The organism is Moheibacter sp. (assembly GCF_049672845.1).
In the GTDB taxonomy this organism is placed as follows: Bacteria; Bacteroidota; Bacteroidia; order Flavobacteriales; family Weeksellaceae; genus Moheibacter.
Map to the genome: position 1 here is coordinate 340,190 of NZ_JBATWT010000011.1, position 22,266 is coordinate 362,455.

A 22,266-nucleotide genomic window follows, 5' to 3' on the forward strand; every position below is an offset into this window, starting at 1 on the left:
TTTGTTTGGAAATAAAAATCATTCTTCAACTTCATATTTTTCCTTCAGAAATTCAGTTGTTTCACGGATGATTCTTTCCATGACGTCCAAATCAATATCCGAAATTTTCTTTACATAAATACAGGCTTTTCCCATGGTATATTTCCCTAATCCTTCCAACATGTATTCATGTCTTTCCAGACCTGTGAATACATAGAGTGAAATGGCAGATTTTCGTGGTGAGAAACCGCAGAGTGGCGCATCGCCTTCATGTCCGCTTGCATATTTATAATGGTACTTTCCAAATCCGATGATACTCGGTCCCCACATTTTTGGTTCTTTACCGGTGATTTGTTTCATCCGTTCGATTAGAGCAAAACTGTCATTTCTTTTTTGTTCATTTTCTACCGAATTTACAAAGTCTTCAACACTTACTTCGGTCGGTTTTGTCTTGTTTTCTTTTGCCATTTTATTTGTATTTATCGTACAGACCTTTGCCTTCGAGAATCATAGGTTTGATTTTTTCAATCCTTGAAATTTTCGTCTTTTCCTGCTTGGCTTCTTCAATATAAAGATTGTATTCCTTCTGTTTTCCCGGCGTTAATTTTTCGAAAGCCAATTTTAATTCCGAATCAGTATCAATTTCGTTTTGAAATAATTCAGGAACGGCAACCGCTTTAAATTTCTCAGCTTTTAATTCTTTGCCTTCTGCTGAATTCTTTGCGGCTTCTTTTACATATTCCAGGATTTTTTTCTCATCGATTTCTTCCATTGTTCTGAATCTCCATTGACGTAAGGCTTTTGTTTCATCTTTTGCACTAACCAAAACTTTGTAAGAATCTTTCAGAAAAACACCATTGTAAAACCAAAGTGCAAAATGATATTTAAATCCGGCATATGCCACGATGTTTTTTCCTTTGTGTGTATATACAGGAGCGCCCCATTTTGTTCTTAATTCAAGCCCGGATTTGTTGAGGATTTCTGCCAGACGACTGAGTTCTTCTGTCCAGCGGTTTGTTTTGTCCATCTCTAGTTTTTTGGAAAATTTGAATCTTGTTTTACTTCTTGTATCTGCATTGTATGTCGGGCGGTATGTCCGGGAATAAAAAGCATGAATTGATACGCATCAATGGAACCAAATGGTCCTTCCAGTACTCGGTTGCGTAAATCATCCATTGTATAATCTTCCAGATGAACCATCATTTCCTTTCTTTGTTTTTGGAGATCATTTAATGCAGTTTGAACATCTTTGTATTTGCCTTGGGGCGCCATTTCAGCAGGCGCTTTTGCTTTGAAGCTTCGGTCAACGATCATGACCATAATATCGTCATCGGTAAGTTTTATATCATTTCTTTTCTCAGGTGTGGCAGGTTTTGACAAAACATCTTTTTCATATTCAAATAACTGAGGTTCTGTAACAACTATATGTTCTAAACACTCCATAATTGACCATTTTTCAGGAGATGATTTGAAGTTCAGCTGTTCATCGCTCAGACCATTGGTTGCATTCACAATCAGCAGATAAGTTTCATCAAAATATTCCTGAATAAACTTTTTGTTGTGTGCCGGTGGAATTCCTGTTGCCGGAGTAGTTGTTGTAATTGTATCTGTGGGTGGAGCAGGGGATTCTGCTACTGTTTTTGTGGAATTGCAGCTAAACATGATGGCCACAATTGGAATTAATACATATTTTTTCATAGTTTTTAAATTATTAAGATGCTTTAGCAATTCCGAATACTGTGCCAATCGGGTCTTCAATCATCGCATACATGAGATTTCCTTCTTTGTCAAGATATTCTTTTATAATTTTTCCGCCAAACTGAACCGCTTTTTCGGCAGTTTCCTGTGGATTTTCCACTGTAATGTAAATCATCCACTGCGCCGGAATTCCTGCATTTTTACCTCGGTTGTTGCAGATGCCGCCCACAACATTTCCTTCAGCTGTTTTCATAACATAATCTTCATATTCATCTGCTCCGTCTTTCATGGGAATTCCGTCGGAAGTCCAGTTAAAAACAGACTGATAAAATTCACGCATTTCTTCTGCATGGGCAGAAGTATAATCTGTCCATGCAACCGTTCCTATTGGTGGTTTTGGTGTTTCCATTTAAATATTTTCTGAAATTTCTTTAAGTTTCAACAAAGCTTTTGGCCAGGTTTCATCAAAATATTCGATGTATTCGTCACTTACATCTACTTCAACCATAAGATTTGTAATTTCGTTTTCTTGGGACAATGAATAATTTTCATAAGAAGGCGTCCAGCTTTCCACCATCGGGCCTTCAGTAACTTCATTTTCGCCGTCCACTATGCCGTAATGGTGAATAGAAATAAATTCATTTGGAATGTTTTCTTCAATTCTTGCCAGCATTCCTTGTTTTTTACCTTCTTCCGTTACACCTACAAAACGAATTTTGTCTCCTTTGTTCCATCCACCTTCAAAATCAGAAGTCGGATTGAATTCAGCGGTCCATTGTTTGTACGTATCTCTTCCGATCATTTTCTCGAAAACCCGTTCTTTCGGGGCTTTGATTTCCATTCTGTAAGTTAATTTTTTCATAACGATGTTTTAATTCATTGGATTTAAATAAGATGTCAATTTGGAAATCTTCCCGTCCCGGAATTCAAATATATCACAAAATGCGAGCAAAACGGGTTGACTCTTTTTTGGTTTTGCAAGAACCGTTCCTTCTGCCACTACGATATTATTTTCTTCAATCATCCGGTTGAGCGTAATTTCAGGTTTCCCTTCAAAGTTTTCGTTTTCGATTTCTGCATCAAATGCTTCTTTTCCCTTCAGAGATTTATGTCCGTAAATTTGCCATTCCACATCGTCGGTAAGACAGGAAAGGATTTTTTCATGGTCGTTTTCCTGAAAGGATTCCATGTAAAATTCTACCAGATTTTTCTTATTTCTAATTTCGATTTTAAGGAAGATTCTCCACATAAGATTTGAAATTATTAAGTATAGCCTGCCAACCGTCGCGTTGCATTTCTTGGGGATTCTGGTTTTCGGTTTCGAATTCTGTTGTAACTTCTGTCTGACCATCTTCTTCTTCAAATTGACAGATAACTTTTCGTCCGTCCGTTAGGGTGTAAGTCATCAATTTATTCGGAATAATTTGGTCATACACCGCTTCGAAATCAAAACCAAAACTTCCGTCTCGGGCTTCCATTCTTGCTTTGTATTTTCCGCCGATACGGAGGTCATTTTCTGCCGAAGGACAATGCCAGTCGGGCGAAGCAAAATTCCAGTTGACAATGTGTTGTGGCGAAGTGTAGGCTTTCCAGACTTTGGAAACCGGCGCATCAATTCTACTGTTGATTTTTATAGTGCTCATTTTCTGAATTTTAATGACTATTTCAGTCTTTCCAAAACACCTTTTCGTTTGACCAGATTTTTATAATCCCATTGAATTTCTTCCGATTTATTAAGCCATCGTTTTAAATCCTTTTCGTTGATTTCCGATTCAGAATTATAATAAACCGAAGCATCTTTGAACTTTTCGCCTTTAACAGAAAGTTGTTCTTCGTCAAAATCAGCGCCGCTCCAAAACATCAAACGGATTCCTTTCTTTTCTTTGCTGAATCCTGTAATTGGATTTCCTTCTATGAACCAAACCGGATGACCGTGCCAGAGTTTACTTTCTGTAAAGTTCAGACTGAAATCAATTACTGATTTTAACTTATTGCAAATCAATTTGTCGTGCTCGTTTTCTAAATTGTTGATGTAATCGAAAATATCATTCATAACTCAATTATTTTTCATAAAATCAAAAGCGCCTTTTCTCAGGTGAATTCCATATTCCAGCCATGCTTTTATGCAGGCAAGAAAGTTTGCCCAACCTTCACTTTGTCCTATCGCCCATTTGATACCTGCATCATCAGGGTTGTGTCCTTTTTCTGTTACATGTACAACCGTATCGTTTTCGGACTTCCTTTCTAGTTTTATTTCAACCAGAGATTCAGGATCCCAAACGAAAGAAACGAATTCATTTTCCCTGATTTCCTCTATGACAACCGGAAAACTACCTTCAAATTCAGGAAATTCTCATTGAACTTCTTTACCGGATTCCAGGTTTCCACTTCCTTTGGAAATGAAATAATTTGACATCATTTCCGGATTGATGATGGCTTCAAAAACTTCCTATACCGGTTTTTGAATTCCGATGGATGCTTTGCTGTGAGTTTGGAATTCATTTTTAATTTTGATTATTAAAATTAATCATCCAACGCACACCAAATTTATCTGTAAAAGAACCGAAGTAATCGCCCCAAAACATGTCTTCCATTGGCATCTCAATTTCACCATCTGCAGAAAGTCCGTTAAAAATCCGGTTAGCTTCTTCACGACTATCGGGCGTGATGGAAATGTAATTATTGTTTCCAGGAATGAGTTTATGTCCCATGGAATCCAAACAGTCAGATGCCATCAGAAATTGTCCGTCTCCAATTGGCAAAGCAATATGCATGGCGTAATCACGCTCATGTTCGGAAAGATTTTCTGTTCCCGGAGCATCGCTCATTTTCTGAATAAAAAGTTCGCCACCAAAAACAGACTGATAAAAACGAAAAGCTTCTTCTGCATTTCCCGCAAAATTTAAATAAGGATTTAATATCATAATTAATTGATTTATAATTTTTAATTACTTGGCTATTTACATTGAAAACAATCCGAATGGATTTCCTTCGGTATCAACACAAATGGAACAGAATCCAAATTCTCCGATGTCCATTTTGGACTGATGAACCATTCCGCCGGCAGCGACCACACGACTTTCTTCTACCGCACAATCTTCACAAGGAAAATACACCATGGTATTCATGCATTTTCCATTGCCTTCTTTGGTTCCGGGCATTTCGATCAGCGCACCGCTCACACCTTGATTTTCAGGAGAAGAGAAGAAAGACATTTTCATATTTCCCGGCGCATCGCCCGGCGGCATCGCAGCATCTGTGAAATTGATTCTCAGTACCGAGTTGTAAAACTTTTTGGCTCTTTCTATGTCTTGTACATAAATTTCAAACCAGCAGATAATGTTTTGATTCATAATGAGTTTTTTAGAGTTATGTTTAATTATTTTCTACTTCTCTTTTCAGATTTTCAAGTCCTTTCTGAAAATCACCATCCATACTGAAAAATAAATTCATGATGTTCCAAGGGTAAGGTGATTTTCCTGTTACTTCCCATTTTACCAAGGTTTGATTAGAACTTTTTGGTGTAAGCTGAATGAGGGATTTGGCCGGATCCTCAAAATCGCCGAAATAGAGTTCAGACTCCATTTTTTCTCCTTCAACGAGGTTTGTAATAGTTTGTTTTCCGTCGCCGACCATCCTGTGATCACTTTCCCAGGCATACGTAAATCCAACAGTTCCGTCGGTACCGGTAAATGTTTTCTTCATATTGGGGTAGTGTTGGTTCCATGTTCCGTAATTGTCCTGATTTTTCAGAAATTTGATGTACTCGTAAACTTCCTGTTGGGGTTTGTTAATCAGAATTTCACTTTTTCCGCCAAACTCTCTGGGAGCAATCAGTCCAAGGATTAGAATAAGTGCGATTAAACCCAAAAATACAAAGAGGATAATTTTTAAGATTTTCATATTTTATGTTTTAGAATTAATAAAATAAATTTAGTGATTAATTGAATTTTGAGATTGATAATCAATCGATTAATTTTAATAATTCAAAATTATTTAATTCAAAATTATTTAATTCAAAATAAAATAAGCATGGCACTTTTAGCCAAGTTTGGGGGTTATTTGTGACAAATTATTATTTTTGATGAAAATTTTATCAAATGAAATTATCGGTACTGGCTACAAAAGGACATCGTTTACTCAGTCTGGTAGCGGCTGTGGACGTTTTTGCAACCGCAAATCGTTTTCTGGAAATTGAAGGAGAAAAGCCTTTTTTTGAAATTCAGATAATAGGGCAGAGTGATCATTCAGTTTTGGCAGAGAGCTTTCGAGATTATCCATTTTTCGATATCTCAAATCCAAATCTGAAATCAGATGTAATCATAGTGCCGGCTTTTGCCAATCGCGAAATGCAGGAGAATATTGGCAATAATATCCGCTTTATTCCTTTTCTGCATGAAAATTATCAAAATGGGGCTTCGCTTGTAAGTCTTTGTACCGGCTCTTTTTTGTTGGCTGCTTCGGGCTTGCTTAACGGTAAATCTGCGACTACACATCTGGAAGCTTCCGATAAATTTGAAGCTGCTTTCCCGGAAGTAAATCTACAACCACACGCTATCATTACCGAAAATGAAAACATCTATACAAGCGGGGGTGCCACGAGTAGTTTTCATCTCAAACTTCATCTGATTCAGAAATTCTGCGGACGTGAGATCGCAGTTCGGGTCGCGAAAAATTTCGCGATTGATTTGGACAGAAATAACCAGCTTTATTTTGATCAGTTTAAACCCGATTTGGTGGAAGATGACGATTTGGTTTGTATGGTTCAAAAACTGATTAATGAAAAATATTCAGAAATTAAAACAGTAGAAGAAGCGCTTGAAGTTGTTCCGTCCAGCCGCCGGAATATCATCCGCAGATTCAAACAAAAAACAGGAATCACACCGATCCGTTATTTACAGAAAACCAAAATAGAGGCTGCGAAAAACCTGTTGGAAACGACCAATAAAGATATTTTGGAAGTGATGGTTTCTTGCGGATATAACGATATGAAAAACTTCCGGCAGTTGTTCAAATCCCTTACCGGACTTACGCCCAAAGGTTATCGGGACAAATATGGAATGAGGTTGAGTTAAATCTGTTCAAAACGGAAATTCTCACCCAAATAAACGCGACGTACATCGGGGTCATTGGCCAATTCTTCAGGCGAACCTTCTTTCAGGATTTTTCCTTCAAACATGATGTAAGTTTTATCTGTGATGGCAAGCGTTTGGGAAACATTGTGGTCGGTAATGAGAATTCCGATGTTTTTATCTTTTAATGATCGAACGATTTTCTGAATGTCTTCTACTGCAATTGGATCTACCCCTGCAAAGGGTTCGTCCAAAAGGATGAATTTTGGTTCTGTAGCCAGACAGCGCGCGATTTCTGTACGTCGTCTTTCACCACCGGACAATAAATCTCCACGGTTTTTTCGGACATGTTCCAGACTGAACTCTTCAATCAGTTCATCGGTTTTCTTTTGTTGTTCTTTTTTGGAGAGTTTCGTGAACTGCAAAACCGATTTGATGTTGTCTTCTACTGATAGTTTACGGAAAACCGAAGCTTCCTGCGCCAGATATCCGATTCCTTTTTGGGCTCTTTTGTACATGGCATTGTCCGTAATGTCGGTTTTATCCAAAAAAACCTTTCCGGCAGTGGCTTTCACAAGCCCTACAATCATATAAAACGAAGTGGTTTTTCCGGCGCCGTTTGGTCCCAAAAGTCCGATGATTTCGCCTTGTTCTACAGAAAATGAAACATTTTTAACCACGTGTTTTTTACCGTAGTCTTTTACCAGATTTTCTCCTCTTAATACGATTCCCATTGGGTCAAAGATAATTGATTTTGAGTTGGACACAAATTAAATTCATCTGAAAATCATGAAGCTTTCATCAATTTGTTTGTTTTGAGAATTGCCTGTTCATTTTTCCATTCAATCCAGTTTTGACCTTTCCATTTTCGCATCAGATTATCAAAATTCCGCATGATGAAGAGGTTGTAAAAAGCTTCTGAAAAATTATGAGGTTTATGTGCAAGCGAACGTAAACTCATGGAAAATCCCGGTGTAATATATTTCATGTAATGCCACCATCCTTCAGGCATATAGAGCATTTCGCCGTGGTTGAGATCGGCCACATAAGGCTGGATATTTTTCAGTGCCGGCCAGCGTTCAAAATCAGGCGAATCAAAATCTATGTCTTCCCGGCAAATGACGGAATAAGGAATTTTGTACATATATTTTGACTGTTCAGGCGGAACGATGATGCATCTTTTTTTTCCGGCGAAATGAAAATGCAGGATATTGGCCAGATCGATGTCGTAATGCATAAAAACATTGGAGCCTTCACCACCAAAGAAAAGCATCGGCAGACTTTTGAATAATTTCAGACCGAGGTCAGGCATCTGATAATCCTTCTGCAAATCGGGAACCTGACGCATTAAATTATAAAGAAAAATACGCAAATCGGTAGGGCCTTGTCGGAGTAAGTCCACATATTCGCTCATTTTCATTTTGGCCACCGGTTCGTTTACTTTTTTGGAATAATCGACCGGATCGTTATTGTAAAGTGGGACAATTTTCTCACCGGCAATTTGTTTAATATAGTCAAAATTCCATTTTTCAAATGCCGGCCATTCTTTAGTAATATTTTCAATTACAACGGGTCTCTGAGGTTTTACATAGTATTTTTGAAAGTCTTGGGCTGAAATTTCCGCGACTCTTTCAACTTCCGTGAATTCAAATTGCATAACCTAAAATTAACATTCAAATGTAAAAAACATTTTTGTTTTGGATGAATTAAAAACGAGAGTTCCTGCGATTTTGAGTAAATTGCCGTGATTTTACCTTATGCTCCGGATTTTATCGTTCATATTTGTTTTTTGTTCGGCAATTCTGTTCTCACAGGAAAATGCTATACCGCATTTATCTTCAGATGAAGGAAGAATTCAGATACTAAATCATTCACTTGAAGTCAATGTTGTAGGATCAGTCTCAGATGTGCGGCTTTACCAGACGTTCAAAGTTGAGGATGCAAAATCGGCTTATTATCTTTTTCCGATTGGACTGGAAACTTCGCTTTATGAGCTGATGGTTTATTATCCCGATAAAATTTTTTCGCTCGATGCACGAAATATGGACAACATCCGAAAACAAGTTGTGGCAGAAAATAAAAAAAGGAAGAAAATCACTTTGATGCACAGCACGGAAGCTCATTTCGTGCGGTTGAATTTACCCGATTTGCCAATCGATGAAGAAATAAAAGTCGTGGTGAAATATATGCAGAATCTCAGTGTTGAAGCAGAACAGAAATCAATGGAACTACCATCCTTTATTTCAAATAAATATGAAAATCAGCCGGAGGAATTCTCTTTCCGAATCAATATCATCAGTCCTACACCGATTTATGATTCAGAAGTTGGAAATTATAAAGTTGAAAAGAAAAAAGTTTCGTCTAAATATCAGGTTTTCAATTATAAAGGAAAAACTTCCGATCAACCGATTTCGCTTTCCTATCATTCGCGTGGCGAAAAGGCCGATGCAGGAATGTTGGTGTATGAAGACAAGGGTTGTCGGTATATTCTGGGCGTTGTGGAACCACCCAAAGTGATTAAACCGGAAGAAATTGCGCCGCGCGAATATGTTTTTGTGATGGATGTTTCCGGCTCTATGCAGGGCTTTCCCATTGAAACTTCAAAAGAACTTGTGAAGCGAATTCTCAATGATTTAGGACCTGAAGAGAAGTTTAATATATTGTTTTTTGCGGGAGGAAGTGATTTTCTTTCCAATGAATCTGTTTACGCCACGGAAGAAAATAAATCCATTGCCATCAACACGATCAATCGCCAGAAAGGAACCGGGAAAACCCAGCTGAGCGAAGCTTTGCAAAAAGTTTATCAGTATAAACCTGACAAGGAATTTAACCGTGTGGTTGTGTTGGTAACGGATGGAATATTGCTGGAAGACCGCACGCTTTATCTGAATCTGAAAAATAATCTGAAAGACGCACAGTATTTTACATTCGGAATCGGATATGACGTGGACAGAAGAACGATTCAGCAACTTGCCAATACGATGGGAACAGAACCGGTTCTGATTACCGAACAACCCCAAGCAGAAGAACAACTCGATCATTTTTTCAATTTAATTCGCACACCTTTATTGCGTCACATAGAAGTTCAGTCGCGCGAACTGAATCTGCAGGAAACTTATCCCAATCAGTTCAAAGGATTTTTGTCGAGTCAGTCATCGAGTTTTGTAAGCAAGGAATGTAGCGGAATGCGTGATCCCAAACTGATTTTGACCGGAATTAACGGAGAAGAGAATTACAGGGAAGAATTTCGTTTGTCCAATGAAGAAAATAATGAGGATTTATTCATTCTTAAATACCTCTGGGCAAGAGAAAAAATTGATTTTCTCCTTCAGGAAGAAGAACGTTGTGGACAGCGTTGTATAAAGGATGGGAAATACAGAAATCAGATCATCAGGCTGGGAGAGGAGATGAATATTGCGACGCCTTATACTTCCTTTATTGAAGAAAATTACAACAATAACAACGGTAGCAAAGGCCGGAAAACATCTTTGTATGAAAATCCCGTCAATAAAATTACGTTTCAGAATGATTTTGATTCTGATTTCGACCGGATTCCTAATACGCTTGACGAATGTCCTTTTGACCGGGGAACTTCAGACCGACGAGGATGCCCCAAAACCAAAGAAGAAAAAATTGCACAGGAAATTACGCGTCAGCTTGAAGGAATTGAATTTGACTTTGATTCCTATGAAATCAAGTCAGAATTTTATGAAAAACTCAACATAGCCGCCGAAATCATCAATAATCAGCAAAAACAGAAATATATTGTTGAAGGACACACAGACGCTGCGGGAACGCCCGAATACAATTTGAATTTGTCGGTCAATCGCGCAAAAGCAGTGGTAAATTATCTCAAGAAAAAAGGTGTGGATGTGAATCAGCTAAAAATCGTCGGCAAAGGAGATTCCGAACTTCGTCATCCGGAATGTCGCCCGCAGGAAGTTTGCGATGACCAGAAGAATTTTGAAAACCGTCGTGTTATTTTCAAACTTATGGATTAAATTTGTGAGCAACCCGATTTTAAAATCCTGGTATGAAGCAAATATTTTATGTATCGGCCTTAATCTTTCTTACTTTTTCGTGTGCACCACAACATTCTGTGGCAACAAATAATCTGTTGGATTCAGATCTGGACGGGGTTCACGACAGAAGAGATGCTTGTCCCAACGAGCCGGGTTCTTTGTTCAATCTGGGTTGTCCCGAAGATAAAACAATGAAACTTTCCCAGAATTTTGACGAAGTTAATTCCACCGATTCAGACTTGGATGGTGTTCCCGATGATAAAGATGAATGCCCGAATCAATACGGTTCGCCGTTTAATCAGGGTTGTCCGTTTATGATAAAACTGGATTAAATAATTAGAATAAAACATAAAAAAAACTCCGGATTGTTCCGGAGTTTTTCGTGAATGCTGATAATATTATTCGGAATCAACGCCGCCGCCGTACATTTCTTTGTATTTTTCCTGTAGGGCTTTCATTTCTTCGTAAAATTCCTTTTCAGTAATTTCCTGTCCGCGCGTAGGTTTATTGATTTTAATTTCTTCTTCTTTCACAGCTACTTTGGTAGCGGTGATAATCATATCGGCGCCATTTGATTCAAATTCGGCTTTAAGGATCAGTCCGGGAAGTCCCCAAAATCTGTCCGGCCCGTCTTTTACATTGATTTTGGGTGTGTAATAAGCGGTTACAGCGATCGAATCGTTCATCACGCCTGTTGCTTTGAAAGTATCAAATCCGGCAATGCTCTGTTTTTCTTTTGAAATTTTCCAGTTAATATTTTGCAGGCTGTCTTTCATCAGATAAGCTTTGCCCACATTATAGGGCTTCAGGTAATATCTTTCTTTGATATCCTTGTACAAAGGCTCTTTGTCCACAGCTGTAATCTGAGCCAAAATCATCCCGGCCGCTGACTGGTCGTTGTTGATTTTTTCCTGCATTTTGTATTCAGATTCGGTGCCGTTGGTTTTGAGTTTGTAATCAATGAAAATTCCGTTTTTGATTTCCTGTCGCAATGGCTCTTCTACCTGAGCTTTCCAGGCTGCAGGAACGTTGGCCAGGATTTCTTCAATATCAAACTTCATTTCCATCTGATAATCTACTTCGAGATACTGAGGTTTGTCCTGAGCATTTGAAATAATTCCGGTAAACAGAATGGTAAAGGCAAAAAATAATTTTTTCATTTGGAGTGATTTTTAATATAAGTATTCAATTCTTTTGAATTGTTACGCACCCAACCAAAATTATACCGTTTCTATTTCAAATCCGGCCTTTTTTACAGCTTTTACAATGTCTTCTTCGGAAGAATTTTCAGCTTCGACCGTCAGTATTTTTTCAGGATTATCAATATCGACTTCCCATTGAATATCGTCCAGTTTATTGAGAAATGGCGTTACGCCGGCTACACAGCCTCCGCAGTTTATATTTGTTTTGAATTTATATTTTTTCATTTTAATTAGTTTTAAATTATTTTTCTTTGACAATTGTCGAATGCAGGAAAGCAATCCGCCAGCCGTCTTTTGTTTTGATGAAATTGGCACTTTCCAGCCAGTGCATACGGGCAATTGTGGTGCCATCCATTTTAAATTCGGCAAAATTCCGGTAATAAATCCACCCTGAATTTCCGTCAGAATGAGCATTTAAAAATTCAAAAGAATTGATTCTTTCAAATTTTCGGTTTTTGTTTTCATCGTTGTTGAACTGCTGAATCAGATTATTAATTATGACCTTTACCGAATCATTATTGAAGACTTCACCATCTTCAAAAAGAATGAAATCATTTGTCAGATATTGATCAATTCTCGTAGAATCCAAATCAGAAAAAAATTCCTGAAATAGATTTTTAATCATACGCTGAAATTCTTTTTCATCAGCATTCTGCGCAAAAGCAAAACTTCCGCTCAGGAAAAGAAATGTAGCTATGAAAGCTTTCATCTTTCAAGATGTTTGCTCAGGAGTTCGACCAGTTTGGAAGAACGGTATCCGAAATCTGCGCCATAACTGTTGATCACGGTGCCTTTGATATTATGAATCGGTGAGGAGATCGCATACAAAATACTTTCATCGCTCGGGTCAGTCATTCCTTCGAAACGGTAAATCTCGTCGATTTTGAATTCTTCAGGCGAAAGTTCCATCGCATCATCGGTATTGGCATTACAAATCAGGCAATCTTTCTCTGCTTCAATCAGAAAATCGGTGGTATATCCGCGCGAAATCAAATCGTTAACCGCTTCGCTCAAAGTATCGTAATGATAAGTTGCATTTTTCATAATTCAATTTTTCTCTAAAGTTAAGCCAAATTTAAACATTTAGCGGTGCTCAATCATTATGTAATCAAGCCAAATCATTATAAAATTATGGAGGATTCAGTTTTAACTAATTTATAACTTTAGAAATGTATAAATTCAATCCGAAAAAATTAATTTTATAGATTCGAGTTTCTGAAAACTGATAATTCTAAAATTTCTCAATATGAAATATTTTATTTACTTAATCTGTCTTACGATGATCATTCCCGTTTCTGCTCAAGCTTTGAAAGAAGTTGCTTATAAAGATGGTAACCAGAAATTAAACGGATTGGTAACTTCCAATGCCGGAGAAAAACTTCCCGGTGTTTTGATTTTGCCGGCTTGGAAAGGCATCGATAACGAAGCCAAAACAGCAGCCCTAAATCTGGAAAAAGAAGGATACATTGCGTTCATAGCCGATATTTATGGCGAAGGAAATATTCCCCAAGACAATGCGGCAGCAGCCAAAGCTTCTAGTCAATTTAAAAATGATTACGAAGCTTATCAAGCGAGAATCCAAGCGGCATTGGACGAACTGAAAAAGCAAGGTGCCCTTCCCGATAAAATTGCGGTGATTGGTTATTGTTTTGGCGGAACGGGCGCACTGGAAACGGCTCGGGCAGGATTCCCAGTTCAGGGCGTTGTTTCTATTCACGGTGGGTTATCAAAGGCGGCCGATCGTCCCAATTCAGCAATTAAAACCAAAGTTCTAATCGAACATCCGGCCGAGGATAAATCTGTTTCCCAAGAAGATATTGAAAATCTCATCAAAGAATTAAACGAAGGAAATGCCGATTGGCAATTCATAACTTACGCCCATACCGGACATACTTTTACCAATCCGGAATCCCAAGATTATGACGAATTAATGGCAAAAAGAGCCTGGAGTCATACTTTATTATTTTTAGAAGAATTATTGAAATAAACCAAAAAAATGTCAGAAATAAAAGCTTATGGAGCTCATTCGGCTACCGAAGAATTGGTTCCACTAAAGATTGAAAGAAGAGAATTACAACCCAAAGATATTGCGATTGAAATTTTGTATTGCGGCGTTTGCCACAGCGATATTCACACGGCCCGAAGTGAATGGGGACCGGCACGATATCCGGTCGTTCCCGGTCACGAAATCATCGGAAAAGTGACAGCAGTGGGAGCGGAAGTGAAAAATTTCAAACCGGGCGACGCCGTAGGCGTCGGTTGTTTGGTCGACTCTTGCCAGAAATGTCCGGCTTGCGAAGATGGCTTGGAGCAATATTGTGAAAACGGCGCGACTTACACTTATGGAAGTCCCGATAAAATTTCGGGAGGACATACTCTGGGCGGATATTCCGAAAAGATTGTGGTGGATGAATCTTTTGTCCTGCGAATTCCTGAAAACCTTGATTTGGCCAAAACCGCTCCTTTGCTTTGTGCCGGAATTACTACTTGGTCGCCTTTGAAACATTGGAATGTAAAAGCCGGCGAAAAAATAGGCGTTGTCGGATTAGGCGGTTTGGGGCATATGGGAATTAAATTTGCCCGTGCAATGGGCGCTCATGTGGTGATGATTACGACTTCCGAAAAAAAAGGCGAAGACGCCAAGAAATTAGGAGCCGATGAAGTTTTGATTTCAAAAGACAGCGAAGCTATGAAATCCCATGCTTCTTCCTTTGATTTCTTGTTGAATACCATTCCGGTCAATCACGATGTAGAGCCTTATTTGAATTTATTGAAACGCGATAAAACCATGGTTTTGGTAGGTGCAATCGAACCGCTTTCCAATGTAAATGGCGGAACTTTAATTCGAAAAAGACGAAATCTTGCCGGTTCACTGATTGGTGGAATCCGTGAAACCCAAGAAATGCTCGACTTTTGTGGCGAACACCAAGTGTTGCCGGAAGTGGAAATGATTGATATGCAGGGAATAAATCAAGCTTGGGATCGTGTGGTAAAAGCCGATGTGAAATATCGTTTCGTAATTGATATGAAATCTTTGAAATAATTTTATTAATTCAATTATAGTTCGAACTTAACATTCATCAATGCAAAGGATTTTTCTTCGGACTAAATTTGTATAAAAATTAAGATTATGGAATTAGGAATCGGAATGTTTGGAGATTTGACTTTTGATCGCCAAACGCAGAAATTTCAACCCGCGAAGCAAAAATTAAACGAAATAATTGAACAGGTAAAACTGGCCGACGAACTCGGAATTGATGTAATTTCAATGGGAGAACATCACAGGGAAGATTATGCCGTTTCTTCACCCGAAATCATTCTTTCGGCTTTGGCAACCGTTACCAAACGAATCAAACTGGGAAGTGGTGTTACGGTTTTGAGTTCCACCGATCCGGTCAAAGTTTATCAGGATTTTGCAACGGTTGATTTGATTTCGGATCAGCGGGTAGAAATTATGGCCGGACGCGGAAGTTTCATTGAATCTTTTCCTCTTTTCGGATATGATTTAAAGGATTATAATTCCTTATTTGAAGAAAAATTGGAATTATTGGTGCATTTAAATCAAAATGAAGTCATCAACTGGGAAGGAAATCACCGGGCTCCGATTGTAGATCAAACGATTTATCCACGCCCCGAACGGGAATTACCGATTTGGATTGCGGTGGGTGGAACACCTGAATCGGTGGTTCGTGCAGCAAGATTGGGATTGCCGATTATTTTTGCCATCATCGGCGGAATGCCCAAACAATTCAAGCCTTTGATTGAATTCTACAAACAGCAATACATTCAGTTCGGACATGATCCTGAAAAAATGCAGATTGGGGTTCATTCGCATACTTTTTTAGCGGATTCTCAACAAGAATTATTGGAAAATTACTTTCCTTACTACAAAGCGCAAATGGACAGAATCGGGAAAGATCGAGGCTGGGCGCCTTATACCCAAATGCAGTTTGAAGGCGGAATGAGTCCGGAAGGTGCTTTATTCATGGGCGAAACCAATCAGGTTATCGATAAAATGATTGCAACCATAGAAATGTTTGGGTTGACGCGGTTTATTGCACACATCGATGTCGGCGGACCGACGCACAAAGAAATGATGAAAGCAATTGAACTTTATGGCAGCAAAGTTTTGCCGGAAGTGAGGAAGGTGATTAATTAAATAATTATAATTTATTTCCCGCGGATAGCGCAGATTTACGCAGAATAATTAAAAAAAATCAGCGAGAATCCGCGTGATCTGCGGGAGAAATTCATAGCATTTTTGCGTAATACGAATTAGTTGTTTTTATCTAAATTTGAAAATATAAAACCAACTAATGAATTTGTCTGAAAATGAAATTTCCTACAAAATAAGAGGAGCAATATTTAATGTTTATAATAATTTAGGAGCAGGATTACTTGAATCCGTTTATGTTGCAGCTCTCAGGTATGAATTGAAGTCCGACGGTTTAGACGTGTTTTCAGAAGTCCCGGTTCCGGTTTATTATGGTGATGAAAAGCTGGAAGTAGGCTTTCGCCTAGATTTGTTGGTAAATCAAAAAGTTTTAATCGAAGTAAAATCAGTTGAAAATCTAGCAGAAGTCCATCATAAACAAGTTTTGACTTATTTGAAATTAACAAAGTTGAAACTGGGAATTTTAGTGAATTTTAATGTTGAAAATATAACGGACGGTATTTTTAGAAAAGTAAACGACTTATAATTTTTATTATCCCGCGGATATCGCAGATTTGCGCAGAGTGATTAAAAAAAATCAGCGAGCATCTGTGCAATCTGCGGGAGAAAATGATTATTTCATCCACTTCAACCGCAAACTATTGCTCACCACACTTACCGAACTCAGTGCCATGGCGGCTCCGGCGATCATCGGATCAAGTAAAAATCCGTTGATCGGATACAAAACTCCGGCGGCAATCGGAATGCCGATGATGTTGTAAATAAATGCCCAAAATAAATTCTGTTTGATGGTCGAAACCGTTTGTTTGGACAATTTGATGGCTTCCGGGATTTTCAGTAAATCATCGGAAAGGATGGTCATTTTTGCAGATTCGATCGCGATATCGCTTCCTTTTCCCATGGCAATTCCCACGTTGGATTGTGCTAGTGCGGCACTGTCATTGATTCCGTCACCGGACATCGCTACAATTTTTCCTTCGGATTGCAATTCTTTGATGAAATTCAATTTATCTTCCGGCAAAACACCCGCTTTGAAATGGTCAATTCCCACTTCTTTGGCTACAGCCGCCGCCGAAGCTTCGTTGTCACCCGTTTGCATATAGACTTTAATTCCCAGATTGTGTAATTGTTGAATGGCTTCTACCGAAGTTGGTTTGATGGTATCGGAAATCGAAATTCCGGCAAAAATATCCGTTGAACTACTGAATAAAATAACCGTTCGGGCTTTTTCCAGTTCGGAATTCACCCATGACTCGATTTCTGAATTCAGACTTAGATTTTGTTCCTGAATGAATTTAGGGTTACCGATGAAATATTTTTCATTTTCATAACTTCCGATGATTCCTTTTCCGGATGAATTCTCCACTTGAATTCCTTCTAAATATAAGTTGTCATTCTGAGGTACGAAGAATCTATTGTCACTTCGAGCGGAGTCGAGAAGTCTTGTATCAAAAAACTGAACAATCGCGTCTGCCAGCGGATGTTCCGATTGTTTCTCAATAGAGTAGAGGATAGATTCTAATTTTTCAATATCGTAGGTGGCTGAGGAATCTCGAAGCTCGTTGGCTGAGGAATCTCGAAGTCCGAACCATTTCAACTCATTCACCACCGGTTTTCCTTCGGTAATCGTTCCGGTTTTATCGAGCACCACGGCATTGATTTTTTGCGCTGCTTCGAGCGCTTCCGCATCTTTGATCAGAATTCCTTTTTCGGCGCCTTTCCCAACTCCGACCATAATCGCCGTCGGCGTTGCCAGTCCCAAAGCACAAGGACAAGCAATGACCAAAACCGTAACCATCGCCAAAAGCCCACGCGTGAAACCGTTTTCACCTCCCAAAATCATCCAGGCAATCAAGGTGACTACTGAAATCAAAACCACCACCGGAACAAAAATTCCTGCTATTTTATCGACCAGTTTCTGCACAGGTGCCTTACTTCCCTGCGCATCCTGAACCATTTTGATGATTTGGCTGAGTAAGGTATCGCCACCAACTTTGGTCGCACGAAATTGAAAACTTCCTTTTTGATTGATCGTTCCCGAAAAAACTTTATCGCCGGCTTTCTTTTCCACCGGAACGGGCTCTCCCGAAATCATACTTTCATCGACAAATGAAGTCCCGGAAATCAGTTCGCCATCCACGGCGATTTTCTCGCCCGGCTTTACCATAATCGTATTTCCAACTTGGATGGATGCAATGGAAACTTCTGCCTGATGGCCATTTTCGTGAACGATCGTAACCGTTTTGGGTTGCATTCCGATGAGTTTTTTAATGGCCGATGAAGTATTTCCTTTGGCACGTTCTTCCAAAACTTTCCCCAGTAAAATAAAGGCAATCACCACACCAGCAGTTTCGAAATAAACGTGCGGTTCCAAACCACGACTGAGCCAGAATTCGGGAAATAAAGTATTGAAAACGCTGAAGAAATAAGCAATTCCGGTACTCATCGCCACGAGCGTATCCATATTGGCCGATTTGTGTTTCAGCTGTTTCCAGGCACCCACGAAAAATTGTTTTCCAAATACAAAAACGATGGGTGTAGATAGCGCCCACATAATGTAATTGGCATAAGGCATATTCATAAAAACCATCCCGATCAAAATCAAAGGAATGGCGAGAATAATCGCCCAAATCGTTCTTTTCTTGAGTTTTTTATAATTGTTTTGCTGAATTTCTTCCAAACTGTCTTTTGCTTCTTCGGACTCATCGATCATCAGATCATAACCTCCGGATTGCAATGCGGCTTTCATTTTAAACGCATCGGTAATCGATGGAATGAATTCAATAACCGCTTCAGTATTGGCATAATTCACTTGAGCATCGACCACGCCCGGTTGCATTTTCAATATGTTTTGTGAACTATTGGCACAACTTGCACAAGTCATATTCAAAACCGGAAAGCGCTTTTTGACAGTGGGAACATCATAGCCGAGGTCACGGATTTTTTGCACCGCAAGCGGAATCGCTTCGTCCATATCTTTGGCAGAAATCTTTGCGCGCCGGTTGTTGAGTTCGACATTGTGTTCCGAGATTTCCGAAATCTCAGAAAGACCTTTGTCCACGATGAGTGCGCAATGTTCGCTGTCCACATTTTCAAGGGGAATATATACGGAATTCTTTTCTGTTGCCATAACTTCAAATTTAGGAAACAAATTTCGGACTTTAAATCGGGAATGGTCTTACAGAACTTTGGGGAAGAGTTATAATATAAATATATTTAGCAAAATTTACGTGATGAAAGAAATTCGCTATGATACGCTTTATAGAAGGATAGTTGCTAAAATCATTGATTATGCGGTCTTGCTTTTCTTTATTTGGCTGTTCAGTATTTTTGTTCCAAATGATCATTATACCTATAATTATGAAACTGAAAGTTTAGAACTGAAAGGTCAGTTTTTCCATAAATATTACGATATAATCGTCGGATTGTTTATAGCATTTTATTTTATTTCGTTTCATTTCTTATTCGCAAGAACTTTCGGAAAATTAATAACAGATGTTAAACTTTGGGATGTGAATGAAAAAGATAAAATCAATTTCTTTCACGCGTTCAAAAGAAATATAATTGATATAATTTTATGTGTAGGACTTTACTTCGTAAGTGTAGACTGGATTTCCAGTATTTTATTATTGGGTTGGTTTTTGGCTAATTTCATTCAATTTTGTACCAACGAAAAGAAAAGAAGTCTGGAGGACCTGATTGCAGGCACAGTTGTTTTAAAAGAAGAAATTAAGAAGAAAATTGTTTATCAGGATTAAATCCCATCAATCCCCTTCCGCTCCGAATTCCCCAAATTTTTAAATTCCGTAGGCGTAAGTCCGGTCATTTTTTTGAACTGGGCAGAAAGATGAGCCGAACTGCTGTAACCCAATCGATAAGCGATTTCTTTCAAACTCAATTCGTCATAAATCAATAATTCTTTTACCTTTTCAATCTTTTGTAAAATCGCAAATTGTTCAATGGTAATTCCGGTCGTCGAAGAAAAAAGTTTGCTGAGTTGCGAATATTCTTTGTTCAACTTTTTAGACAGCAATTCCGATAAATTCAGGTTTTCTTCCGATGAATTCTGGATTTGTTCGATGATGATGGTTTTAATCTGATTAATTATGGCCGAATTTTTATCGTCCAATAATTCAAAACCCAATTTTTCGATTTTGGATTTGAAATCATTTTCCTGATTTTCAGTGAGTTCATCAGTAATTAAAACTTCACCCAAACGCACTTCAATCGGACTGATTTTCATTTCGTCTAAAACATTTTCTACCGCCATCACACAACGCGGACATACCATATTTTTAATCTGGAGTTTTTGCATCAACCAAATTTAATAAAAAAACCTTGTCACTTCGAGAACCTCAGTGACCGGGAAAACATCGTGACTCAAGTGTTTAGGAAGTTGAGGTTCTCTTAATGGTTGCTAGGACTCTTAATAGTTGCTGAGGCTCTCGATGGTGGCTGAGGCTCTCGAAGCCACAATTTGTTTTATATTTGCCCAAAGCCAAAATTTGAAATTCAGTTTCATCATACTATTTCTTTTGCTGTTGATATCGGGATTGTTTTTCCTGAATTTAAACATTGGAAATGCAGATGTTTCCTTGTTTTCAATTTCCGAAAATGAAATCGCCAGAAAATTGGTGCTCGATTATCGGCTTCCCAAAACGATTGCGGCAATTTTAGCAGGAATTGCACTTCCGGTAAGCGGACTTTTATTGCAGGAATTGTTCAGAAATCCATTGGCTGATCCTTCGGTTTTGGGAATTACTTCGGCTTCGGGGCTCGGCGTGGGAATGGTAATTTTTCTTTCTTCCGTTCTAGGATTGAGTTCGATGCTGAATAATCCCTGGCTGCTTTGTCTGGCTTCATTTTGCGGTGCCATGCTGGGACTGATGATCATCGTTTTCTTTTCGTCAAGATTGAATTCCACTGCAGGATTGATCATCGTGGGTATGATGATCGCCGGATTGGCTTCGGCGCTGATTGGCGTGCTTCAGTTTTTCGCTCCTTCCGAAAAAATCAAAACTTATCTCATCTGGACTTTTGGTTCGATGTCCGGACTTTCCTGGACGCAAATTTTGGTCTTTTCATTGATGGTTTTGTTCGGGATTTTGATTTCCATTTTGAGTTTTAAAGGAATTTCGGGAATGCGTCTGGGCGAAAATTATGCGCATACCATGGGCGTAAACATCAAAAAAACACGCTGGCTGATTTTGATTTCTTCTGCCATTTTAACCGCTTCCGCAACGGCTTTTGTCGGTCCGGTGGCATTTATTGGACTGGCCATTCCGCATATCTGCCGGATTTTGTTTAAAAGAACCGAAATCATACAATTGTATATATTGGTTGTCCTGACCGGAATTTTATCGATGTTGTTATTTCTGTGGATTTCGCAGATTTTTCCAAACGGAACTTTACCGATTAACATCATTACTTCGCTCATCGGAGCGCCTATTGTGATGAGCATTTTGATGAACCGTAAACAATATTCGATGTAAATTGTCTCGAAATGAACAACGAATTCATCCATATCAAAAATCTTTCAGTCGGATATTCCCAAGCGGTTTGTTCCAATATTTCTGCTGAGGTAAAAAAAGGCGAACTCGTAGGTTTGGCCGGAAAAAATGGTTCGGGAAAAAGCACGCTCATCAAATCCATTTTGGGATTATTGCCCCTTTTAAACGGTAAAATCGAAATCAACTCTGAAAACATTCAACAATGGGATGTTCAGAAAAGAGCGCGAGAAATAGCAGTGGTTTTTTCGCGGCTCAGCCAAACGCCCGGAATTCCCGTTTTCGATATGGTTGCTTTGGGAAGGCTTCCCTATAAATCCGGATTTTCGAAATTAAATTCAACAGAAATTAATGGGATTGAAAATGCACTCGAAATGGTGGGAATTCCGCATCTGAAAAATCGTCTGGCCAATGAACTGAGCGACGGACAACTTCAAATGGCGATGATTGCGCGCGCTTTGGTGCAGGATAGCCAAATCGTCATTATGGACGAACCGACTTCGCATCTCGACATCGAAAATCAGTTCAAGATTTTTGAATTGATTTATAAATTATCTCGTGAAACAGGCAAGACTTTCATCGTAGCTTCGCATCAGATTGAATTATTATTGC

Annotated in this window: 29 protein-coding genes; 10 read left to right on the top strand and 19 right to left on the bottom strand. The window is 38.8% G+C overall.

All coding sequences use genetic code 11. The features are described from left to right. Nucleotides 1–18: 18 nt before the first annotated feature. From WBF63_RS05655 to WBF63_RS05705, 11 genes are all read right to left on the bottom strand, one after another. Nucleotides 19–447, bottom strand: a complete 429-nt coding sequence (locus tag WBF63_RS05655; protein ID WP_424368727.1) for a DUF1801 domain-containing protein — start codon at nt 445–447, stop codon at nt 19–21. A 1-nt stretch (nt 448) separates the two neighbouring features. Next, nucleotides 449–1,006, bottom strand: coding sequence for a YdeI/OmpD-associated family protein (locus WBF63_RS05660; protein WP_424368728.1), 558 nt, complete (start codon nt 1,004–1,006; stop codon nt 449–451). 2 nt (nt 1,007–1,008) lie between these two features. After that, a complete protein-coding gene (locus WBF63_RS05665) occupies nt 1,009–1,677 on the bottom strand; it encodes a DinB family protein (protein ID WP_424368729.1) in 669 nt (222 codons plus the stop codon). 13 nt (nt 1,678–1,690) lie between these two features. Next, nucleotides 1,691–2,086, bottom strand: coding sequence for a VOC family protein (locus WBF63_RS05670; RefSeq protein WP_424368730.1), 396 nt, complete (start codon nt 2,084–2,086; stop codon nt 1,691–1,693). Continuing rightward, nucleotides 2,087–2,539 (bottom strand): SRPBCC family protein, encoded by a 453-nt coding sequence (locus tag WBF63_RS05675; protein ID WP_424368731.1) that lies wholly within the window; start codon nt 2,537–2,539, stop codon nt 2,087–2,089. A 9-nt stretch (nt 2,540–2,548) separates the two neighbouring features. Then, nucleotides 2,549–2,926, bottom strand: coding sequence for a nuclear transport factor 2 family protein (locus WBF63_RS05680; RefSeq protein ID WP_424368732.1), 378 nt, complete (start codon nt 2,924–2,926; stop codon nt 2,549–2,551). Continuing rightward, nucleotides 2,907–3,320 carry an SRPBCC family protein gene (locus tag WBF63_RS05685; protein ID WP_424368733.1) on the bottom strand — a complete coding sequence of 138 codons (414 nt, stop codon included), beginning with the start codon at nt 3,318–3,320 and terminating at the stop codon, nt 2,907–2,909. Before WBF63_RS05685 ends, WBF63_RS05680 begins: the two co-directional genes overlap by 20 nt. A gap of 17 nt (nt 3,321–3,337) precedes the next feature. Further along, a complete protein-coding gene (locus WBF63_RS05690) occupies nt 3,338–3,730 on the bottom strand; it encodes a DUF1801 domain-containing protein (protein ID WP_424368734.1) in 393 nt (130 codons plus the stop codon). 451 nt (nt 3,731–4,181) lie between these two features. Beyond that, nucleotides 4,182–4,601 carry a VOC family protein gene (locus tag WBF63_RS05695; RefSeq protein WP_424368735.1) on the bottom strand — a complete coding sequence of 140 codons (420 nt, stop codon included), beginning with the start codon at nt 4,599–4,601 and terminating at the stop codon, nt 4,182–4,184. A 36-nt stretch (nt 4,602–4,637) separates the two neighbouring features. Further along, complete coding sequence (locus WBF63_RS05700; protein ID WP_424368736.1) at nt 4,638–5,030, bottom strand: VOC family protein; 393 nt, start codon at nt 5,028–5,030, stop codon at nt 4,638–4,640. Between the two features lie 22 nt (nt 5,031–5,052). Further along, nucleotides 5,053–5,580: an SRPBCC family protein gene (locus WBF63_RS05705; RefSeq protein ID WP_424368737.1), complete on the bottom strand. Its 528-nt coding sequence runs from the start codon at nt 5,578–5,580 to the stop codon at nt 5,053–5,055. A 197-nt stretch (nt 5,581–5,777) separates the two neighbouring features. Between WBF63_RS05705 and WBF63_RS05710 the strand changes: the two genes are divergently transcribed. After that, on the top strand, nt 5,778–6,752 hold the full coding sequence (locus tag WBF63_RS05710) for a GlxA family transcriptional regulator (protein WP_424368738.1): 975 nt from the start codon (nt 5,778–5,780) through the stop codon (nt 6,750–6,752). Here the strand turns inward: WBF63_RS05710 and lptB are convergent. Together lptB and WBF63_RS05720 are read right to left on the bottom strand one after the other, a co-directional pair. Then, a complete protein-coding gene (gene lptB / locus WBF63_RS05715) occupies nt 6,749–7,477 on the bottom strand; it encodes an LPS export ABC transporter ATP-binding protein (RefSeq protein WP_424368762.1) in 729 nt (242 codons plus the stop codon). The genes WBF63_RS05710 and lptB overlap by 4 nt on opposite strands. A gap of 59 nt (nt 7,478–7,536) precedes the next feature. Then, nucleotides 7,537–8,406, bottom strand: coding sequence for a cupin-like domain-containing protein (locus WBF63_RS05720; protein ID WP_424368739.1), 870 nt, complete (start codon nt 8,404–8,406; stop codon nt 7,537–7,539). Between the two features lie 100 nt (nt 8,407–8,506). Between WBF63_RS05720 and WBF63_RS05725 the strand changes: the two genes are divergently transcribed. Then, nucleotides 8,507–10,750: an OmpA family protein gene (locus WBF63_RS05725; protein ID WP_424368740.1), complete on the top strand. Its 2,244-nt coding sequence runs from the start codon at nt 8,507–8,509 to the stop codon at nt 10,748–10,750. A 32-nt stretch (nt 10,751–10,782) separates the two neighbouring features. Further along, complete coding sequence (locus WBF63_RS05730; protein ID WP_424368741.1) at nt 10,783–11,103, top strand: thrombospondin type 3 repeat-containing protein; 321 nt, start codon at nt 10,783–10,785, stop codon at nt 11,101–11,103. Nucleotides 11,104–11,169: 66 nt separating this feature from the next. Here the strand turns inward: WBF63_RS05730 and WBF63_RS05735 are convergent, their stop codons facing one another. The 4 genes from WBF63_RS05735 to WBF63_RS05750 are packed head-to-tail and all read right to left on the bottom strand — an operon-like array spanning nt 11,170 to nt 13,017. Next, complete coding sequence (locus WBF63_RS05735; RefSeq protein WP_424368742.1) at nt 11,170–11,931, bottom strand: GLPGLI family protein; 762 nt, start codon at nt 11,929–11,931, stop codon at nt 11,170–11,172. Nucleotides 11,932–11,991: 60 nt separating this feature from the next. Further along, complete coding sequence (locus tag WBF63_RS05740; RefSeq protein WP_424368743.1) at nt 11,992–12,198, bottom strand: heavy-metal-associated domain-containing protein; 207 nt, start codon at nt 12,196–12,198, stop codon at nt 11,992–11,994. A gap of 16 nt (nt 12,199–12,214) precedes the next feature. Further along, nucleotides 12,215–12,682 carry a hypothetical protein gene (locus tag WBF63_RS05745; RefSeq protein WP_424368744.1) on the bottom strand — a complete coding sequence of 156 codons (468 nt, stop codon included), beginning with the start codon at nt 12,680–12,682 and terminating at the stop codon, nt 12,215–12,217. Continuing rightward, a complete protein-coding gene (locus WBF63_RS05750; protein WP_424368745.1) occupies nt 12,679–13,017 on the bottom strand; it encodes a phosphoribosylpyrophosphate synthetase in 339 nt (112 codons plus the stop codon). Before WBF63_RS05750 ends, WBF63_RS05745 begins: the two co-directional genes overlap by 4 nt. Nucleotides 13,018–13,219: 202 nt before the next feature. On the opposite strand from WBF63_RS05750, the gene WBF63_RS05755 reads away from it, so the two are divergent. From WBF63_RS05755 to WBF63_RS05770, 4 genes are all read left to right on the top strand, one after another. Next, nucleotides 13,220–13,960 carry a dienelactone hydrolase family protein gene (locus WBF63_RS05755; RefSeq protein WP_424368746.1) on the top strand — a complete coding sequence of 247 codons (741 nt, stop codon included), beginning with the start codon at nt 13,220–13,222 and terminating at the stop codon, nt 13,958–13,960. A 9-nt stretch (nt 13,961–13,969) separates the two neighbouring features. Beyond that, the gene (locus WBF63_RS05760; protein WP_424368747.1) at nt 13,970–15,016 is read left to right on the top strand and encodes an NAD(P)-dependent alcohol dehydrogenase; all 1,047 of its coding nucleotides are present in this window, start codon (nt 13,970–13,972) and stop codon (nt 15,014–15,016) included. 87 nt (nt 15,017–15,103) lie between these two features. Further along, complete coding sequence (locus tag WBF63_RS05765; protein ID WP_424368748.1) at nt 15,104–16,132, top strand: LLM class flavin-dependent oxidoreductase; 1,029 nt, start codon at nt 15,104–15,106, stop codon at nt 16,130–16,132. A 163-nt stretch (nt 16,133–16,295) separates the two neighbouring features. Next, nucleotides 16,296–16,673: a GxxExxY protein gene (locus WBF63_RS05770; protein ID WP_424368763.1), complete on the top strand. Its 378-nt coding sequence runs from the start codon at nt 16,296–16,298 to the stop codon at nt 16,671–16,673. A gap of 87 nt (nt 16,674–16,760) precedes the next feature. On the opposite strand, the gene WBF63_RS05775 is transcribed toward WBF63_RS05770, so the two are convergent. Further along, nucleotides 16,761–19,277: a heavy metal translocating P-type ATPase gene (locus WBF63_RS05775; RefSeq protein WP_424368749.1), complete on the bottom strand. Its 2,517-nt coding sequence runs from the start codon at nt 19,275–19,277 to the stop codon at nt 16,761–16,763. Nucleotides 19,278–19,380: 103 nt separating this feature from the next. Between WBF63_RS05775 and WBF63_RS05780 the strand changes: the two genes are divergently transcribed. Next, nucleotides 19,381–19,905 (top strand): RDD family protein, encoded by a 525-nt coding sequence (locus tag WBF63_RS05780; RefSeq protein ID WP_424368750.1) that lies wholly within the window; start codon nt 19,381–19,383, stop codon nt 19,903–19,905. On the opposite strand, the gene WBF63_RS05785 is transcribed toward WBF63_RS05780, so the two are convergent. After that, on the bottom strand, nt 19,902–20,462 hold the full coding sequence (locus tag WBF63_RS05785; RefSeq protein ID WP_424368751.1) for an AraC family transcriptional regulator: 561 nt from the start codon (nt 20,460–20,462) through the stop codon (nt 19,902–19,904). The genes WBF63_RS05780 and WBF63_RS05785 overlap by 4 nt on opposite strands. Nucleotides 20,463–20,652: 190 nt before the next feature. On the opposite strand from WBF63_RS05785, the gene WBF63_RS05790 reads away from it, so the two are divergent. Both WBF63_RS05790 and WBF63_RS05795 read left to right on the top strand, forming a co-directional pair. Beyond that, nucleotides 20,653–21,639, top strand: a complete 987-nt coding sequence (locus tag WBF63_RS05790) for a FecCD family ABC transporter permease (protein WP_424368752.1) — start codon at nt 20,653–20,655, stop codon at nt 21,637–21,639. Between the two features lie 11 nt (nt 21,640–21,650). Further along, nucleotides 21,651–22,266, top strand: a 616-nt coding sequence (locus WBF63_RS05795) for an ABC transporter ATP-binding protein (protein ID WP_424368753.1), incomplete at its 3' end; no start/stop codon positions are given.

Bases quoted from the DNA above. Each gene is read 5' to 3' on its own strand.
- WBF63_RS05655 (WP_424368727.1), bottom strand. From the start codon at position 447: ATGGCAAAAGAAAACAAGACAAAACCGACCGAAGTAAGTGTTGAAGAC.
- WBF63_RS05660 (WP_424368728.1), bottom strand. From the start codon at position 1,006: ATGGACAAAACAAACCGCTGGACAGAAGAACTCAGTCGTCTGGCAGAA.
- WBF63_RS05665 (WP_424368729.1), bottom strand. From the start codon at position 1,677: ATGAAAAAATATGTATTAATTCCAATTGTGGCCATCATGTTTAGCTGC.
- WBF63_RS05670 (WP_424368730.1), bottom strand. From the start codon at position 2,086: ATGGAAACACCAAAACCACCAATAGGAACGGTTGCATGGACAGATTAT.
- WBF63_RS05675 (WP_424368731.1), bottom strand. From the start codon at position 2,539: ATGAAAAAATTAACTTACAGAATGGAAATCAAAGCCCCGAAAGAACGG.
- WBF63_RS05680 (WP_424368732.1), bottom strand. From the start codon at position 2,926: ATGTGGAGAATCTTCCTTAAAATCGAAATTAGAAATAAGAAAAATCTG.
- WBF63_RS05685 (WP_424368733.1), bottom strand. From the start codon at position 3,320: ATGAGCACTATAAAAATCAACAGTAGAATTGATGCGCCGGTTTCCAAA.
- WBF63_RS05690 (WP_424368734.1), bottom strand. From the start codon at position 3,730: ATGAATGATATTTTCGATTACATCAACAATTTAGAAAACGAGCACGAC.
- WBF63_RS05695 (WP_424368735.1), bottom strand. From the start codon at position 4,601: ATGATATTAAATCCTTATTTAAATTTTGCGGGAAATGCAGAAGAAGCT.
- WBF63_RS05700 (WP_424368736.1), bottom strand. From the start codon at position 5,030: ATGAATCAAAACATTATCTGCTGGTTTGAAATTTATGTACAAGACATA.
- WBF63_RS05705 (WP_424368737.1), bottom strand. From the start codon at position 5,580: ATGAAAATCTTAAAAATTATCCTCTTTGTATTTTTGGGTTTAATCGCA.
- WBF63_RS05710 (WP_424368738.1), top strand. From the start codon at position 5,778: ATGAAATTATCGGTACTGGCTACAAAAGGACATCGTTTACTCAGTCTG.
- WBF63_RS05720 (WP_424368739.1), bottom strand. From the start codon at position 8,406: ATGCAATTTGAATTCACGGAAGTTGAAAGAGTCGCGGAAATTTCAGCC.
- WBF63_RS05725 (WP_424368740.1), top strand. From the start codon at position 8,507: ATGCTCCGGATTTTATCGTTCATATTTGTTTTTTGTTCGGCAATTCTG.
- WBF63_RS05730 (WP_424368741.1), top strand. From the start codon at position 10,783: ATGAAGCAAATATTTTATGTATCGGCCTTAATCTTTCTTACTTTTTCG.
- WBF63_RS05735 (WP_424368742.1), bottom strand. From the start codon at position 11,931: ATGAAAAAATTATTTTTTGCCTTTACCATTCTGTTTACCGGAATTATT.
- WBF63_RS05740 (WP_424368743.1), bottom strand. From the start codon at position 12,198: ATGAAAAAATATAAATTCAAAACAAATATAAACTGCGGAGGCTGTGTA.
- WBF63_RS05745 (WP_424368744.1), bottom strand. From the start codon at position 12,682: ATGAAAGCTTTCATAGCTACATTTCTTTTCCTGAGCGGAAGTTTTGCT.
- WBF63_RS05750 (WP_424368745.1), bottom strand. From the start codon at position 13,017: ATGAAAAATGCAACTTATCATTACGATACTTTGAGCGAAGCGGTTAAC.
- WBF63_RS05755 (WP_424368746.1), top strand. From the start codon at position 13,220: ATGAAATATTTTATTTACTTAATCTGTCTTACGATGATCATTCCCGTT.
- WBF63_RS05760 (WP_424368747.1), top strand. From the start codon at position 13,970: ATGTCAGAAATAAAAGCTTATGGAGCTCATTCGGCTACCGAAGAATTG.
- WBF63_RS05765 (WP_424368748.1), top strand. From the start codon at position 15,104: ATGGAATTAGGAATCGGAATGTTTGGAGATTTGACTTTTGATCGCCAA.
- WBF63_RS05775 (WP_424368749.1), bottom strand. From the start codon at position 19,277: ATGGCAACAGAAAAGAATTCCGTATATATTCCCCTTGAAAATGTGGAC.
- WBF63_RS05780 (WP_424368750.1), top strand. From the start codon at position 19,381: ATGAAAGAAATTCGCTATGATACGCTTTATAGAAGGATAGTTGCTAAA.
- WBF63_RS05785 (WP_424368751.1), bottom strand. From the start codon at position 20,462: ATGCAAAAACTCCAGATTAAAAATATGGTATGTCCGCGTTGTGTGATG.